Origin of the sequence: Streptomyces prunicolor NBRC 13075 (genome assembly GCF_000367365.1) — a bacterium.
GTDB classification, from domain to species: Bacteria; Actinomycetota; Actinomycetes; order Streptomycetales; family Streptomycetaceae; genus Streptomyces; species Streptomyces prunicolor.
In genome coordinates this window covers 19,000-32,962 of the sequence record NZ_BARF01000101.1, presented here as the reverse complement: position 1 = coordinate 32,962, position 13,963 = coordinate 19,000, and the positions used below count along the sequence as shown (strand labels likewise).

Below are 13,963 nucleotides of genomic sequence, written 5' to 3'. Positions count from 1 at the left end.
AACGCCCTTACGGTTTCTGGCAGTTGGGGCACCAGAACAGGTTGCGGGCGGCGAGGTCGGCGGTGCGGATCTCGGCGCCGCAGATGTGGCAGGGGCGGTTCGCCCTGCGGTAGACGTACACCTCGCCGCCGTGGTCGTCGACGCGCGGCGGGCGGCCCATCGCCTCGGGGGTGTGTTCGGGGCGGACGGTGTCGATGCGGTTGTTGCGGACGCCCTCGCGCATCAGGTCGACGAGGTCGGTCCAGATCGCGTCCCACTCGGCGGGGGTGAGGTCCTTGCCCGCGCGGTACGGGTCGATGCCGTGCCGGAAGAGGACCTCGGCGCGGTAGACGTTGCCGACGCCCGCGATGACCTTCTGGTCCATCAGCAGGGCCGCGATCGTCGTACGGCTGCGGGAGATGCGCCGGTACGCCGCGTTCGGGTCGGTGTCCTTGGGCGGGCGCAGGGGGTCGGGGCCGAGGCGGTCGTGTATCGCCTGTTTCTCGGTGTCCGTGATCAGGGCGCAGGTGGTGGGGCCGCGGAGATCGACGTACGACGTGTCGTTCGCGAGGCGTAGGCGGACGGTGTCCGTGGGCGGGGGCGCGGGGGTTCCGCCGAAGTTCACCTTGCCGAACAGCCCGAGGTGGACGTGGATCCACTCCTCGTCACGGAAACCGAGGAAGAGATGCTTGCCGTGGGCTTCGGTGCGGGTGAGTTCCGTGCCGTTCAGTAGCGCGGCGGCGTCGCTGAACTTGCCCTGGGGACTCGTGACTTGAGTGGCTCGGCCTTTGAAGTGACCGCCGTAGTCCAGTGCGAGTCGGTGAATCGTGTGCCCCTCTGGCACCTGGCGAACTTCCTTTCCCACCCGCCCACCCGTCTCGGTCGCTTGACGGGTGGGCCTTGAAAAGCGTGCTTACTGCTGCGGATGGTGCGCCGGGATCTCCGGCAGCTTCCCCGTCGTCTCGTACTTCGTCAGCATGTCGATCCGTCGAATGTGTCGCGGGTCCTCGGAGAACGGCGTACCCACGAAGGTCTCGACGAACTTCGTCGCCTCTTCCTCCGTGTGCATCCGCGCGCCGACAGCCATCACGTTCGCGTTGTTGTGCTGCCGTCCGAGCGACGCGGTCTCCTCGCTCCAGGCGAGGGCCGCCCGTACGCCCTTGACCTTGTTCGCCGCGATCTGCTCGCCGTTGCCGGAGCCGCCGATGACGATGCCGAGGGCCTCGGGGTCGGCGGCCGCGCGCTCGGCGGCGCGGAGGCAGAAGGGCGGGTAGTCGTCCTGGGCGTCGTAGATGTGCGGCCCGCAGTCGACGGGCTCGTGGCCCGCCTCCTTGAGCCACTCGACGAGGTGGTTCTTGAGTTCGAAGCCCGCATGGTCGGAGCCGAGATACACGCGCATGCGTCGAGTGTGACACGGCTGTTTCCGGGAAGCAGCTCCGGGGCCCGACCACGTTAAATACAGGCAACGCCTCGCAACCTCAAGGAAACCTCAAGTAACGATCTGGATTCAAAGGTTCAGGAATTCCTTTACCTCCGATTCACTGGACCGACCCGTACGCCGCTCGTGCGGGCACCCCCACCGGCATCCCAACCGGCGTAAAGGAATTCCCCCCATGACTGCCCCCATGACTGATGGCTCCGGCCTCCAGGCAGGACTCAAGAACCGACATCTCTCGATGATCGCGATCGGCGGCGTCATCGGCGCCGGCCTGTTCGTCGGTTCGAGCACCGGGATCGCGACCGCGGGACCCGGCATCCTTCTCTCGTACGCGCTCGTCGGCACGCTCGTGGTGCTGGTGATGCGCATGCTCGGCGAGATGTCGGCCGCGAACCCCACGTCCGGCTCGTTCTCGGCGCACGCCGACCGCGCGCTCGGCCGCTGGGCCGGTTTCTCGATCGGCTGGCTGTACTGGTTCTTCTGGGTCGTCGTGCTCGCCGTCGAGGCGACCGCCGGCGCGAAGATCCTCGAAGGGTGGATACCGGCCGTACCGCAGTGGGGCTGGGCGCTCCTCGTGATGGTGGTGCTGACCGCCACAAACCTCGTATCGGTCGGTTCCTACGGCGAGTTCGAGTTCTGGTTCGCCGGGATCAAGGTCGTCGCGATCGGCGCGTTCATCGTCGTCGGCGCGCTGGCGATCTTCGGCGTGCTGCCCGGCGCCCACACCGACAAGGCGGGCCTCGGCAATCTCACCGACCACGGCGGCTTCCTGCCGAACGGTCCCGGCGCGATCCTGACCGGTGTCCTGTTGGTGGTCTTCTCCTTCATGGGCAGCGAGATCGCCACGCTGGCCGCCGGTGAGTCCGAGGACCCGCAGCGCGCGGTCACCAAGTCGACCAACAGCGTCATCTGGCGTATTGGCGTCTTCTACCTCGGCTCGATCTTCATCGTCGTCTGTCTGCTCCCGTGGAACGACCCGTCGATCAAGGAGCAGGGCTCGTACGTCGCCGCCCTCGACTCCCTCGGTATCGCGCACGCCGGCGAGATCATGAACTTCATCGTGCTGACCTCGGTGCTGTCCTGCCTCAACTCCGGTCTCTACACGGCCTCCCGCATGGCCTTCTCGCTCGGCGGTCGCGGTGACGCGCCGAAGGCGTTCGCCAAGACCACGTCCCGTGGCGTACCGATGGCGGCGATCCTCGCCTCCGTCGTCTTCGGCTTCGTCGCCGTGTTCTTCAACTACGCCTTCCCGGACACGGTCTTCCTCTTCCTCGTCAACTCCTCTGGTGCCGTTGCCCTGTTCGTGTGGCTGGTCATCTGCGCGTCCCAGCTGCGCCTGCGCCGGATCATCGAGCGCGAGTCGCCGGAGAAGCTCGTCGTACGGATGTGGCTGTACCCGTATCTGACCTGGGCGACGATCGCCCTGATCGTCTTCGTCCTCGGCTACATGCTCACCGACACCGAGGGCGAGAGCAGCGGCCGTACGACCGTTCTGCTGTCCTTGCTGGTCGCGTTGGCCGTGGTGGCGGTCTCGGTGATCAAGGAGCGGGTGCGGGGCGGAAAGGCGGTCACGACCGCGGTCTCCGACACGGACACCGACAAGGTGTCTGTGAACTGACGGACAAGGTGTCTGTGGGCTGAGGAAGTTCGCTAGAGGCGCTCACAGCACGACGAAGCTGTTCTTGACCTTGTCGTAGGTCTTCAAGGCCTGGGTCTCCACGTCCGGCTGGTACCAGGTGTTGATCTGGTACGACTTCCCGTCCTCGTCGAAACCGAGCAGCCGGGCGTGCCACGGGACGCCCTTGAGCGTGAACGTGTACTCCCAACTCACCGCCGGATAACCGCGGAACGTCGTCCTGCCGAGGCGGATCTTCCGGTAGTCCCGCCCCTTCCGCGCGCTCTGCTCCGAGGCCTCCCAGGTCTCCATCAGATCGCCGCGCGCGAGCGACGACTTGCCGACCAGTTCCTGGGTGCCCTCGGGGGATGTGTAGTGCACCTCGGCCCCCGTCTTCAGATCCCGCCGCCACCCGTTGGGCGTCGCCCACGCGAACCCGCCTGCTTCTCGGTGCGTGCCCGGGGGCAGGGTCGGGGGGCGGGAGGTGCCCTCGACTGTGGGGGACGGGGAGGCGGACGGGGACGAGGCTGTGGGGGACGGGGAGACGGACGGTTCGGTCGACGTCCCTGAAGCAGCTGAAGTACTGGACGAGCCGCCGGAGTTCGCGAGGATCGTCCCGACGGCCGCACCCGCGACCACCACAGCCGCAAGGGCGATCAGTCCGATACGGCGACGGGTGGGGTGCGTCCGGTCAGGGGTGAACGGCTGGGCGGGGCCCGGGAGTTCACCGCCGGACGACGGGCCGGCGGCGGGGCGAGGCACGCGGGCCGGGTGCGGGCCGAGGACGAGGCGCGGTGGTGCCGGGCGGGGCAAGCGGGAGCTGGCAACGGGTCCGGGACCCAGGCCGGGGTGCGGTGGTGCCGGGCGTGGGGCCGGCGGGTGGGCCGGGAGAGGCACGGGCTTTCGCGCGGTCAATGCCTCCGGTCCTTCGGTGAGTTGAGCCTCTTCGCCGCGCTCGGCTTGTGCGGCGCGCTCACCCTGATCGGCGCGGAGAAGGGAGACGCCCGTCCTGCGTGGCGTAGAGCGACGGGAGTTGTTGGACGAGGCCTCGGAACTCAGTTCGGAGCTCAGCTCGGAGGCCACTTCGGACGCGCCTTCGGCTGCGGAAACCAGTTCTTCTACGGCGGGACGCTGCGTCGGTATCGCGTCCTCGACGGGGTGAGGGTCGGCGTCGGGGTCGGGGTCGTACAGCCGGGGATCGCGTGCCGCGCGGACGAGCGGCGGGGCCAGGAAGGCCGGGGTGGGTGACTCCCGGTAGACCTCGGGCGGCGGCTCCTCACGCAACTCCGTTTCCGGCGCGGCGAGTTCCTCCGCCTCCGGCCTCTCCTGTTCCTCCGGCCCTTCCGGCCCCTCCCGCCTCTCCTGCTCCTCCCGCGGAAACGCCACCGGCGCCAACGCCCGCTCCAACTCGTCCAACCCCGGCCGCGCCGCAGGGGCCTTCTCCAGCAGCGCGGCGAGGATGTCGCGCAACGGACCGGCCGCCGACGGGAGTTCGGGCTCCTCGTACAGAACCGCGTGCAGAGTCGCCAGCGTTGTGTCGCGCGCGAAGGGTGAGCGGCCGCCGAGCGCTGCGCAGAGGGTCGCGCCGAGGGACCAGATGTCCGAGGGCGGTCCCTGGGGGTGGCCGGAGATCCGCTCGGGGGCCATGTAGTCGGGTGAGCCGACGAGCATGCCGACCATGGTGAGCGCCGTGGCGTCCTGGATCGCGGCGATGCCGAAGTCGGTGAGCACGACCCGTCGGCCGCCGCCCTCGACGAGGACGTTGCCGGGTTTGATGTCGCGGTGCAGGACGCCTCCCGCGTGCACCTGGCGCAGGGCGGCCACCAGGCCGAGTCCGATGCGGGCCACCTCGCGCGGGCCGAGCGCGCCGTCGTCCGCCAGCATGCGTTCCAGGGAGCGCCCGGCGACCAACTCCATGACGATCCACAGGCGTTCGCCCTCGTCCACGACGTCGTAGACCCGTACGACGTTCGGGTGGTCGATGCGGGCCGTCGCCCTGGCCTCGCGGAGGGTGCGCTCGCGGCGGGTGCGGGTGTCCTCCGCGTCGAGGCCGTCTATGCGCATTTCCTTGACCGCGATCTGCCGGTCGAGCATTTCGTCGGCGGCTCGCCACACCCGCCCCATTCCCCCCTGGCCGATACTTTCGACCAGCCGATAGCGCCCGGTGACCAATAGCCCCGGAGTGCCACCATTCCTCATGTTCCCCGTATTTCCCGGCAATCCGCTGCACCCCCACAATGGTCACACTTCATGCCGTACCAGCATAGTGCGGAGAAATCTTGTGGTACCTCTTCAAGTACTGCGAATTCAGGCACAGTCGCAGGGGGATACAGGGGAACGCAAGGGGGACGAACATGAGTTCTCGTCGCGCGACGACCATCACGACGGCCATCGCCACGACCATCACAGGATCGCTGCTCACGGCATCTTTCTCGGCGGTGATGATTCTTTCCTTCACCGCCTCGGCGGATGACCAGGGACCGGGGAGCAGCAAAGGGGGAAAGGCGATCGACGCCGCTCCGGCCGGGGTGAAACTGACCACGCTCCTGCCGGAGAAGATCTCGGTCGACAACAGTTCGAAAAAGACGGCGATCACCGCCACGGTGAAGAACGAGGGGACCAAGGCGAGCGGCGAAATCGATCTCCTGGTCGTCGGTTTCGACGGCCTCAAGGTCAATGGCGTGCAGGGGTGTTCGGCGATCGGCGAAAAGGATCTGCCGCCCGGTTCGAACAGCGGATTCAAGTGCTCCGTCGGCGCTCTCGCCGCGGGCAGGTCGAAGTCGTACGCCGTCGACGCGACGTACGACCTGAGCAAGGCCGGAAAGATCTGTCTGCCGGTGATGTCCGCCGACGGCAAGGAGACGTTCTGGCAGCAGGGGCCGGTCCCGTTCGGTACGACGAACCCGTCGCCGAACGCCCCGGCCACCCCGTTGCTGCTCGGCACCGACAACAAGCCGGTGGCACCGGGCGGTGACACGCTGCCCAAGACGGGGGTCGGCGATGACGTGCTGCCCCTGGGCGCGGCCGGTGCGGCGCTGATCGCGGCGGGGGCGGCGGGCCTGTACTGGTCGCAGCGACGGCCGCGGCAGCCGCTGCGAGGCTGAGGCCCGTACGAGAAGAGGGCCGGGGTGCGGGAGCACCCGGCCCTCTTCCCCTCAACTACAGCCCTACCGCTGCTTGTTGACGAACTTCCAGGCGGTCGGCGTCGCGCCCATCGCCAGCGCCGCCTTCAGGGCGTCGCCGATGAGGAACGGGGTGAGGCCGGCGGCGAGCGCGGCGCTCGTCGAGAGGTCGAGGGACAGCGCGAGGTACGGGACGCCGATCGCGTAGATGATCGCCTCGCCGAGCAGCATCGTGCCGGCCATGCGCAGGACCGAGCGGTCGGCGCCGCGGCGGGCCAGGGCGCCGACGGCGGCGGAGGCGAGCAGCATGCCGACGATGTAGCCGAAGGAGGCGCCGCCCCCGGAGGTGCCCTCGGCGAACCACGGCACACCGGCGAGGCCGAGCAGCGCGTACAGCGCGAGCGAGAGGAAGCCGCGGCCGGCGCCGAGGGACGTGCCGACGAGCAGTGCGGCGAAGGTCTGGCCGGTGACCGGGACCGGGGAGCCCGGCACGGGCACGGCGAGCTGGGCGGCGAGGCCGGTGAGCGCGGCGCCGCCGAGCACGAGGGCGAGGTCCCGGACGCGGGAGGCGGGGAGCAGGTCGGCGAGGACCTGGCCCGGGCGGGCGGTGGCGACGGCGGTACTCAAGGGGGACTCCGCAGGTTGACGGGGGTACAGGGGGACTTTGTGACGCTATCCCGGGGCCCTTGGTCCGATCACCGTCAGCGTTCGACAAAGGGTTCGGCGGGGACTTGGTGGGCTCCGGACAAAGGATGCCCGCTACACGCGCCCCGGCGTGATGCCGGTCACCCGGACCTCGTGCGGTCTGGCACACCGGCATCCGTGCCGTCTCGCACACCGGTCACCGTCTGGGCAGCCGTGGGCCGCTTTGCTAGCTTCGACCGCATGGTTGCCCAGGCCCGGAACTTCGCGTCGCGTCGCTATGTCGACCTGCGACGCCAGGCCGCGGCGACCTGTTACCGCCCCTGAGGCGGGCGGAGCGGATCCGGTGCGCCTCGAAATCCTCACGGCGCACTGTCGGACCAGTTCCCGAGGAAGATCCCCATGCCCCGTACCGCGGCACCCCTTCTCGCCTCCCACTCGCCCTCCCCCAGTTCCCCCAACTCCCCCGTGCCCCGCGCCGCCGACAGCGACCGGCGGCGCACCAACGCGAGCGTCATCCTGCGCTCGGTGCTGGAGCACGGCCCGGTGGCCCGTTCCACCATCGCCCGGCTGACCGGGCTGTCCCCGGCGTCGGTCACCGACTACTGCGCCCGCTTCACCGAACTCGGGCTGATACAGGAGTCCGCCACACCCCAACGCTCGAAGGGTGTGGGCCGACCCCATGTGCCCGTCGACCTGGACGCATCACAGTTCCTTGTGGGCGGAGTCCATGTGGCCGTGCCCTATACGACGGTCGCGCTGCTCGATCTGCGCGGACGGGTGGTGGCCGAGCGGCGACTGCGGCACGACACCGCGGGTGACCGCATCGAACCCGCCCGGGTACTGGCCCAGGCCGCCGACGGTCTGGGCGCGCTGTTCGCCGAGGCCGCCGGAAGCACCCCGCTCGGGGTCGGCGTGGCCGCCGGCGGCTGGGTGGACCGGGACTCCGGGAGCATCGTCGACCATCCGCTGCTCGGCTGGCGGGAGGTGCCGGTGCGCGAGATCCTCGGCTCCCGCACCGGGCTCCCGGTCCATGTCGACGGCCACGCACGGGCGTTGGTGAACGCGGAGCGCCTCTTCGGGCGGGCGGCGCGCGGCAGCCGTAGCGTGCTGCATCTCTTCGTCGGCAATGTGGTCGACGCGGCGTTCGCCACCAACAACGAGGTGCACCACGGGCCGCGCTCGCAGGCCGGGGCGATCGCCCATCTGCCATTGCGCGGCGGCACGGAACCGTGCGACTGCGGACGCGTCGGCTGCCTCCAAGTCGAGCTGAGCGAACGGACGTTGTGCCGACGGGCTCGGGAGGCGGGGATCGTCGACGGGGTGAACCCGACCCATGTCGTGACGGCGGCCGAGCGCGGAAACCCCGTCGCCGTACGGCTGTTGACGCAGCGGGCGCGGATGGTGGGGCGGGCGGCCGGGCTGCTGCTCGACATCCTCAACCCGGAGACGGTCGTCGTCACCGAGCTGGGTGTCATGCGGCGGGAGGACTGCCTGCGTGCGTTGCGCGAGGAGGTCGGTGACGCGCGGGCCTCGGCCGTCGTGCCGACGAGTTTTCCGGATTCCGTGCTGGCGGTGGCGGGCGGTTCGGTGCTGCTCGACGTGCTGTACCGGGATCCGTTGAGCACTCCACCCGGGCTGTCACCGGCGACGATTTAATTCAGAAACTCGGAATGTTGACAGGGGGCGCTCATGGCCGGGAACATCCTGGTCATGAGCCTGCCGATGAGTTGTCGCACTTCTTGTTGCTGACCCGCTGAAGCGCCCCGAGCGCCGGCCTCATCCTGCCTGAATTTCCTTTTCCGGACTGTTCCAGATTGCTCCGGCTTTCTCCGTCCGTGAATTTCACGTGCCTTCCCGCGTTCCCGCGACTTTTGATCAGGGAGTCCTCCCATGCCTCATTCCCGTGCGCCCGGCCTCGACCGGCGGCTCTTCCTCAGCTCCGTGCTCGGTGCCGCAGCGGGCATCGCCGGCCTCAGCGGCTGTGCCACGAGCAGCGCCGCGGCCGCCAAGTCGGGGGCCGGTCTGTCCGCCCCGCTCGCCGAGAAGGTTCCGTCCGGCACGAGCCTGAAGATCTCCTCGTACCTGAACACCCAGCAGCTCCAGTTCAAGCTCGCGAAACTGCCCAAGTTGCCGTTCACCGTGTCGAGTTGGGTGAACATCGGGGCCGGTCCCGATGTGATCAACGCGTTCCGCGCCAAGTCCCTGGACCTCGCCAACAACGCGGGCATCCCGCCGATCCAGGCGCACTACCAGGGCTACGACGCGAAGATCGTCGCGATCAACGTCACCCGCAAGCCCAACTACCTCTTCGCCACCAAGCCCGGCAGCGACATCCACACGGTCGCCGACTTCAAGGGCAAGAAGCTGGCGTTCTCGCAGGGCCAGGCCCAAGGTGTCGTACTGCTGCGGGCGTTGAAGGAAGCCGGGCTGAAGTACGACGAGGTGAAGCTGGTCCCGCTGACCAGCAACCAGTTCTTCACGGCCCTGCAGTCGGGCCAGGTGGACATAGCCCCGCTCGCCAACAGTCAGGCACCGGCGTACCTCAAGCAGTACGAGGCGAAGGGCGCCCGCGCGATCACGACCGATGTCGTAGACCTGCTCAATCTGTTGTGGGCGCCGGCCGCCGTGCTGGCCGACTCGGCGAAGGCCGCCGCGATCGCCGCGTACATCCCGCAGTGGGCGCAGGGGCAGGTCTGGCAGTACGAGCACCCGGACGCCTGGAACGAGGAGTTCTACGTCAAGACGCAGAACCTGACTCTCGCGCAGGCCAAGTCGGTGACCGCGCTCGCCAACAAGCCGTTGTTCCCGCCGAGTTGGGACGAGGCCGTGAAGTGGGAGCAGGAGACCGCCGATCTGCTCGCGGAGGGCGGCTTCGTGAAGGAGTTCAAGGTGGACTCGCTCTTCGACCGGCGTTTCGAGGGGATCGCGGCGAGGGCCGTGGCGGCGGAGTACCGGAAGTGACGGCCATGACGACCTCCACGTCCCGGACGACCGATACGCACGACACGGCCGCCTCGGCCACCACAACCTCCGCGCCGGTGAACACCGTTGAGGGGAAAACGGCCGTACGGCGCAGGCGGCGCCGCGGTCTCGCCCCCGGCAAACGCCTGCCCGCGTCCCGGGTCGTCGGCCCCGCCCTCTTCTTCGTCCTCTGGGCCGTCGCCTCCGCCGCCGGGCAGTTGGACCCGGCCGCGATCCCGGCGCCCTGGACGGTGTTGAAGACCGCCGGGCGACTGTGGACGTCCGGCACGCTCCCCACGGACATGCTGACCTCGCTGGAACGCGCCGCCTACGGCTTCGCGCTCGGCCTCACCGCCGGGGTCGTCCTCGCGCTGGCCGCCGGGCTGAGCCGGATCGGCGAGGCGCTGATCGACGGGACCGTGCAGCTCAACCGGGCGATCCCGACCCTCGGCCTCATCCCGCTGTTCATCCTCTGGCTGGGCATCGGCGAGACCTTCAAGATCGCCATCATCGCGATCGTCGTCTACATCCCGATCTACCTCAACCTGCACGCCGCGCTGTCCGGCATCGACCACCGTTACGTCGAACTCGCCGAGGTCCAGGGCCTGTCGAGGCTCCAGTTCGTCCGCCAGATCGTCATCCCCGGCGCGCTGCCCGGCTTCTTCGTGGGCCTGCGGCTCGGGGTGACCGGTTCCTGGCTGAGCCTGGTGGTCCTGGAGCAGATCAATGCCACCAGCGGCCTCGGTTACATGATGTTCCAGGCCCAGAACTACGGCCAGTCGGACGTCATCCTCGTCGGCCTGCTGATCTACGGCGTGTTCGGCCTGGTCTCCGACAGCGCGGTCCGTCTCGTCGAACGGAGGGTGCTGTCATGGCGCCGCACACTCAGCAGCTGACCACCGCGCCCGCCGTCGCTGCGGTTCCCGCGGTCCAACTCCGTGGGCTTACGCGGTCGTTCGACGGGCGTACGGTTCTCGATCACGTCGATCTGGATCTGCCCGCCGGACAGTTCACCGCGCTGCTCGGGCACAGCGGTTCCGGCAAGAGCACGTTGTTGCGGGCCATCGCCGGGCTCGATCACGAGGTCGTCGGGAGTGGTCAACTCACCGCGCCTGACCGGGTGTCGGTGGTGTTCCAGGACTCCCGGTTGCTGCCGTGGCGGCGGGTTCTCGACAACGTGCTGCTCGGGACGGAGGGCAGGGAAGCGGCGGAGAAAGGGCGCGAGGCCCTTGCCGAAGTGGGGCTTGCCGGGCGGGAGCGGGCCTGGCCCAACGAGTTGTCCGGGGGTGAGGCGCAGCGGGCTGCTCTTGCCCGGTCGCTCGTCCGTGAGCCTGAACTCCTGCTGGCGGATGAGCCGTTCGGGGCGCTGGACGCGCTGACCCGGATCCGGATGCACGTGTTGCTCCGCGAGTTGTGGGAGCGGCATCGGCCCTCGGTGTTGCTGGTCACGCATGACGTGGACGAGGCGATCGTGCTTGCGGATCGGGTGCTTGTGCTGGAGGAGGGGCGGATCGGGCTGGACCTGGTCATCGACCCTGAGGTGCCTCGTGCGGAGTACCGGGAGCGGTTGTTGGCGGCGCTCGGTGTGACGTCGGATTCCCGGTGAGCGTCCGCTGGTTGGTGAACGTCGGCTGCTCGTGCCGTCTTCTGGGGGCTGCGCCCCCAGACCCCCATCGGCCCTGAAGGGGCCTCGTCCTCAAACTCCCCCAGAGAGGGGACCCCCAACGGGCTGGATTATGCCGGCCTGCGCCGAGAGGCCCCGGGCGAGCTGACCAATGCAGCCCGCGTTGAAAGGTCGCCCAACGGGCTGATGCGCGGCCCGCGTTGAGAGTCACCCGACGAGCTGATTCACGCACCCGGAACTCCCACCCAAAGGACCTCCCATGCCCCGCCAACTCCACCTCAACGCCTTCCTCATGAACACCGGTCACCACGAGGCCTCTTGGCGCCTCCCGGAGAGCAACCCCTACGCCCACGTCGAACTGGACCACTACATACGGCTCGCCCGCACAGCCGAACGCGGCACCTTCGACTCGCTCTTCCTGGCCGACGGACCGCAGTTGTGGAGCAACCTCGCCCAACGCCCGGCCGGCGCCCTGGAACCGCTCACTCTCCTCACCGCACTGGCGACAGCCACCGAGCACATAGGCCTGATCGCCACGGCATCCACGTCCTACAACTCCCCCTACAACCTGGCCCGTAAGTTCGCGTCGCTCGACATCATCAGCGGCGGCAGGGCCGGTTGGAACATCGTCACCACCGCCGGTGCCGAGGCCGCCCGTAACTTCGGCCTGGAACACGAACCCGCCCACGCCGAACGGTACGCGCGTGCCGCCGAGTTCCTCGATGTGGCGCTGAAGCTCTGGGACAGCTGGGAGGACGACGCCATCGTCGCCGACAAGGCGGCCGGGGTGTGGGGCGACGACGCGAAGATCCATCCACCGCAGCATCAGGGGACGTACTTCAGCGTCGCCGGAGCCCTCAACGTCCCCCGCTCGCCCCAGGGTTACCCCCTGCTCGTGCAGGCGGGTTCGAGCGAGGACGGCAAGGCGTTCGCGGCGCGGTACGCGGAGGCGGTGTTCACCGCGCAGCAGACCCTCGGCGACGCGCAGGAGTTCTACCAGGACCTCAAGTCCCGTACGGCGGCGGCCGGTCGGGACCCGGAGCACATCAAGGTGCTGCCCGGCATCGTCCCGGTGCTCGGCTCGACGGAGGCCGAGGCGCGGGCCAACGAACGGCTCCTGGAGGACCACATCGTGTACACGCACGGCGTGGACCGTCTGGAGCGGCTGCTCCAACTACCGCCCAACACACTGGAGTTGGACGCCCCGCTCCCCGCCGATCTACCGCCCGAGGACGCCATCGAGGGCGCGAAGAGCCGCTACACCCTCGTCGTCGAACTCGCCCGCCGCGACCGGCTGACCGTACGGCAACTCATCGGCCGGCTCGGTGGCGGGCGCGGGCATCTCACCTTCGCCGGTACGCCGGAGCAGGTCGCCGACGCGATCGAGACGTGGTTCACGCAGGGCGCCGCCGACGGCTTCAACATCATGCCCGCGGTCCTGCCGTCCGGCCTCGACGCCTTCGTCGACCACGTCGTCCCGATCCTCCGCACCCGCGGCCTGCTCCGCACGGAGTACGGCCCGCGCACCACCCTCCGGGAGCGCTACGGCCTCCCCCGCCCGGCCAACCAGTACACCCGACCCACCACCCAGCCCGCCCAACCCGCCCTCGTCTGAAAGGACTTCACCATGTCCATCGAGATCCAGAAAGTCACCGCGAACATCGGCGCCCGTGTGTCGGGCGTGGACATCAACAAGCCGCTGGACGAAGACCGGACAACAGCTCTCCGTGAGGCCCTCAACGTCCACAAGGCCCTGGTCTTCGACGACGTCCACCTCGACGACGAGGGCCAGGAGGCCTTCGCCCGCCACTTCGGCGACCTCACCACCGCCCACCCCACCGTGTCCGCCGTCGACGGCGCCCCGAACGTGCTGCCCGTCGACAGCGAACGCGGCCGCGCCAACCACTGGCACACCGACGTGACCTTCGTCCTCAACCCGCCCCAGGCCAGCACCCTGCGCAGCATCACGATCCCGCCGTACGGCGGCGAGACCCTGATCGCCAGCTCGGCGGCGGCCTACCGCGACCTCCCCGAACCGCTGCGCGTCCTCGCCGACACCCTGTGGGCGGAGCACACCAACGACTACGACTACGCCGTACCGGAGGAGATCGACGACGAACGGGCCGCGCAGCGTGCCCAGTTCACGTCGATCAAGTTCCGCACGGTCCACCCGGTCGTCCGCGTCCACCCGCTGACCGGTGAACGCGGCCTGTTCATCGGGGGGTTCGCGCAGCGGATCGTCGGCCTGTCGACCGGCGAGTCCCGCAAGATCCTGGACATCCTCCAGGCGTACGTCACCCGCCCCGAGAACGTCCTGCGCTGGCGCTGGTCCCCGAACCAGCTCGTGCTCTTCGACAACCGCATCACCCAGCACTACGCCATCGACAACTACGACGACCAGCCCCGCCGCCTCAACCGCGTCACCGTCGCCGGTGACATCCCGGTCGGCATCGAGGGCAAGGAGAGCTACTCGATCGAGGGCGACGCGTCGCACTACACCTCGGTGGCGGAGTAGCCACGCCGAGCCTCTTCGTAGCCACAGCGAGCCTTTTCGCTGCTAGGTTGTAGTTGCAAGCTAT

General features: G+C 69.0%; 12 protein-coding genes. 8 read left to right on the top strand and 4 right to left on the bottom strand.

What is annotated here, in order from left to right; genetic code table 11:
• Positions 1-7: 7 nt before the first annotated feature.
• Complete coding sequence (locus tag SPR02S_RS42850) at positions 8-823, bottom strand: Fpg/Nei family DNA glycosylase (protein WP_019063209.1); 816 nt, start codon at positions 821-823, stop codon at positions 8-10.
• A gap of 69 nt (positions 824-892) precedes the next feature.
• The gene (locus SPR02S_RS42845) at positions 893-1,378 is read right to left on the bottom strand and encodes a ribose-5-phosphate isomerase (RefSeq protein WP_019063208.1); all 486 of its coding nucleotides are present in this window, start codon (positions 1,376-1,378) and stop codon (positions 893-895) included.
• A gap of 214 nt (positions 1,379-1,592) precedes the next feature.
• On the opposite strand from SPR02S_RS42845, the gene SPR02S_RS42840 reads away from it, so the two are divergent.
• On the top strand, positions 1,593-3,035 hold the full coding sequence (locus tag SPR02S_RS42840) for an amino acid permease (protein WP_245607713.1): 1,443 nt from the start codon (positions 1,593-1,595) through the stop codon (positions 3,033-3,035).
• A gap of 42 nt (positions 3,036-3,077) precedes the next feature.
• Here SPR02S_RS42840 and SPR02S_RS42835 read toward each other — a convergent pair whose 3' ends face one another.
• Positions 3,078-5,156, bottom strand: a complete 2,079-nt coding sequence (locus tag SPR02S_RS42835) for a serine/threonine-protein kinase (RefSeq protein WP_245607714.1) — start codon at positions 5,154-5,156, stop codon at positions 3,078-3,080.
• Positions 5,157-5,386: 230 nt separating this feature from the next.
• On the opposite strand from SPR02S_RS42835, the gene SPR02S_RS42830 reads away from it, so the two are divergent.
• A complete protein-coding gene (locus SPR02S_RS42830) occupies positions 5,387-6,136 on the top strand; it encodes an LPXTG cell wall anchor domain-containing protein (protein ID WP_026151381.1) in 750 nt (249 codons plus the stop codon).
• Positions 6,137-6,199: 63 nt separating this feature from the next.
• On the opposite strand, the gene SPR02S_RS42825 is transcribed toward SPR02S_RS42830, so the two are convergent.
• Positions 6,200-6,781 (bottom strand): biotin transporter BioY, encoded by a 582-nt coding sequence (locus SPR02S_RS42825; RefSeq protein WP_019063203.1) that lies wholly within the window; start codon positions 6,779-6,781, stop codon positions 6,200-6,202.
• Positions 6,782-7,198: 417 nt separating this feature from the next.
• Between SPR02S_RS42825 and SPR02S_RS42820 the strand changes: the two genes are divergently transcribed.
• The 6 genes from SPR02S_RS42820 to SPR02S_RS42795 all read left to right on the top strand — a co-directional run bounded on the left by SPR02S_RS42820 (position 7,199) and on the right by SPR02S_RS42795 (position 13,899).
• Complete coding sequence (locus SPR02S_RS42820) at positions 7,199-8,455, top strand: ROK family transcriptional regulator (RefSeq protein WP_019063202.1); 1,257 nt, start codon at positions 7,199-7,201, stop codon at positions 8,453-8,455.
• A 234-nt stretch (positions 8,456-8,689) separates the two neighbouring features.
• Positions 8,690-9,760: an ABC transporter substrate-binding protein gene (locus SPR02S_RS42815; protein ID WP_019063201.1), complete on the top strand. Its 1,071-nt coding sequence runs from the start codon at positions 8,690-8,692 to the stop codon at positions 9,758-9,760.
• Positions 9,761-9,765: 5 nt separating this feature from the next.
• A complete protein-coding gene (locus SPR02S_RS42810) occupies positions 9,766-10,656 on the top strand; it encodes an ABC transporter permease (RefSeq protein WP_043258870.1) in 891 nt (296 codons plus the stop codon).
• On the top strand, positions 10,632-11,366 hold the full coding sequence (locus SPR02S_RS42805) for an ABC transporter ATP-binding protein (protein WP_019063199.1): 735 nt from the start codon (positions 10,632-10,634) through the stop codon (positions 11,364-11,366). The genes SPR02S_RS42810 and SPR02S_RS42805 overlap by 25 nt, the downstream gene beginning before the upstream one ends.
• Positions 11,367-11,643: 277 nt before the next feature.
• Positions 11,644-12,999: an LLM class flavin-dependent oxidoreductase gene (locus SPR02S_RS42800; protein WP_019063198.1), complete on the top strand. Its 1,356-nt coding sequence runs from the start codon at positions 11,644-11,646 to the stop codon at positions 12,997-12,999.
• 12 nt (positions 13,000-13,011) lie between these two features.
• Positions 13,012-13,899 carry a TauD/TfdA dioxygenase family protein gene (locus SPR02S_RS42795; protein WP_019063197.1) on the top strand — a complete coding sequence of 296 codons (888 nt, stop codon included), beginning with the start codon at positions 13,012-13,014 and terminating at the stop codon, positions 13,897-13,899.
• Positions 13,900-13,963: the final 64 nt, after the last annotated feature.

Coding starts and splice junctions, on each gene's coding strand:
- SPR02S_RS42845 (WP_019063208.1), bottom strand. CDS start 1,378: ATGCGCGTGTATCTCGGCTCCGACCATGCGGGCTTCGAACTCAAGAAC.
- SPR02S_RS42840 (WP_245607713.1), top strand. CDS start 1,593: ATGACTGCCCCCATGACTGATGGCTCCGGCCTCCAGGCAGGACTCAAG.
- SPR02S_RS42835 (WP_245607714.1), bottom strand. CDS start 5,156: ATGGGGCGGGTGTGGCGAGCCGCCGACGAAATGCTCGACCGGCAGATC.
- SPR02S_RS42830 (WP_026151381.1), top strand. CDS start 5,387: ATGAGTTCTCGTCGCGCGACGACCATCACGACGGCCATCGCCACGACC.
- SPR02S_RS42820 (WP_019063202.1), top strand. CDS start 7,199: ATGCCCCGTACCGCGGCACCCCTTCTCGCCTCCCACTCGCCCTCCCCC.
- SPR02S_RS42815 (WP_019063201.1), top strand. CDS start 8,690: ATGCCTCATTCCCGTGCGCCCGGCCTCGACCGGCGGCTCTTCCTCAGC.
- SPR02S_RS42810 (WP_043258870.1), top strand. CDS start 9,766: ATGACGACCTCCACGTCCCGGACGACCGATACGCACGACACGGCCGCC.
- SPR02S_RS42805 (WP_019063199.1), top strand. CDS start 10,632: ATGGCGCCGCACACTCAGCAGCTGACCACCGCGCCCGCCGTCGCTGCG.
- SPR02S_RS42800 (WP_019063198.1), top strand. CDS start 11,644: ATGCCCCGCCAACTCCACCTCAACGCCTTCCTCATGAACACCGGTCAC.
- SPR02S_RS42795 (WP_019063197.1), top strand. CDS start 13,012: ATGTCCATCGAGATCCAGAAAGTCACCGCGAACATCGGCGCCCGTGTG.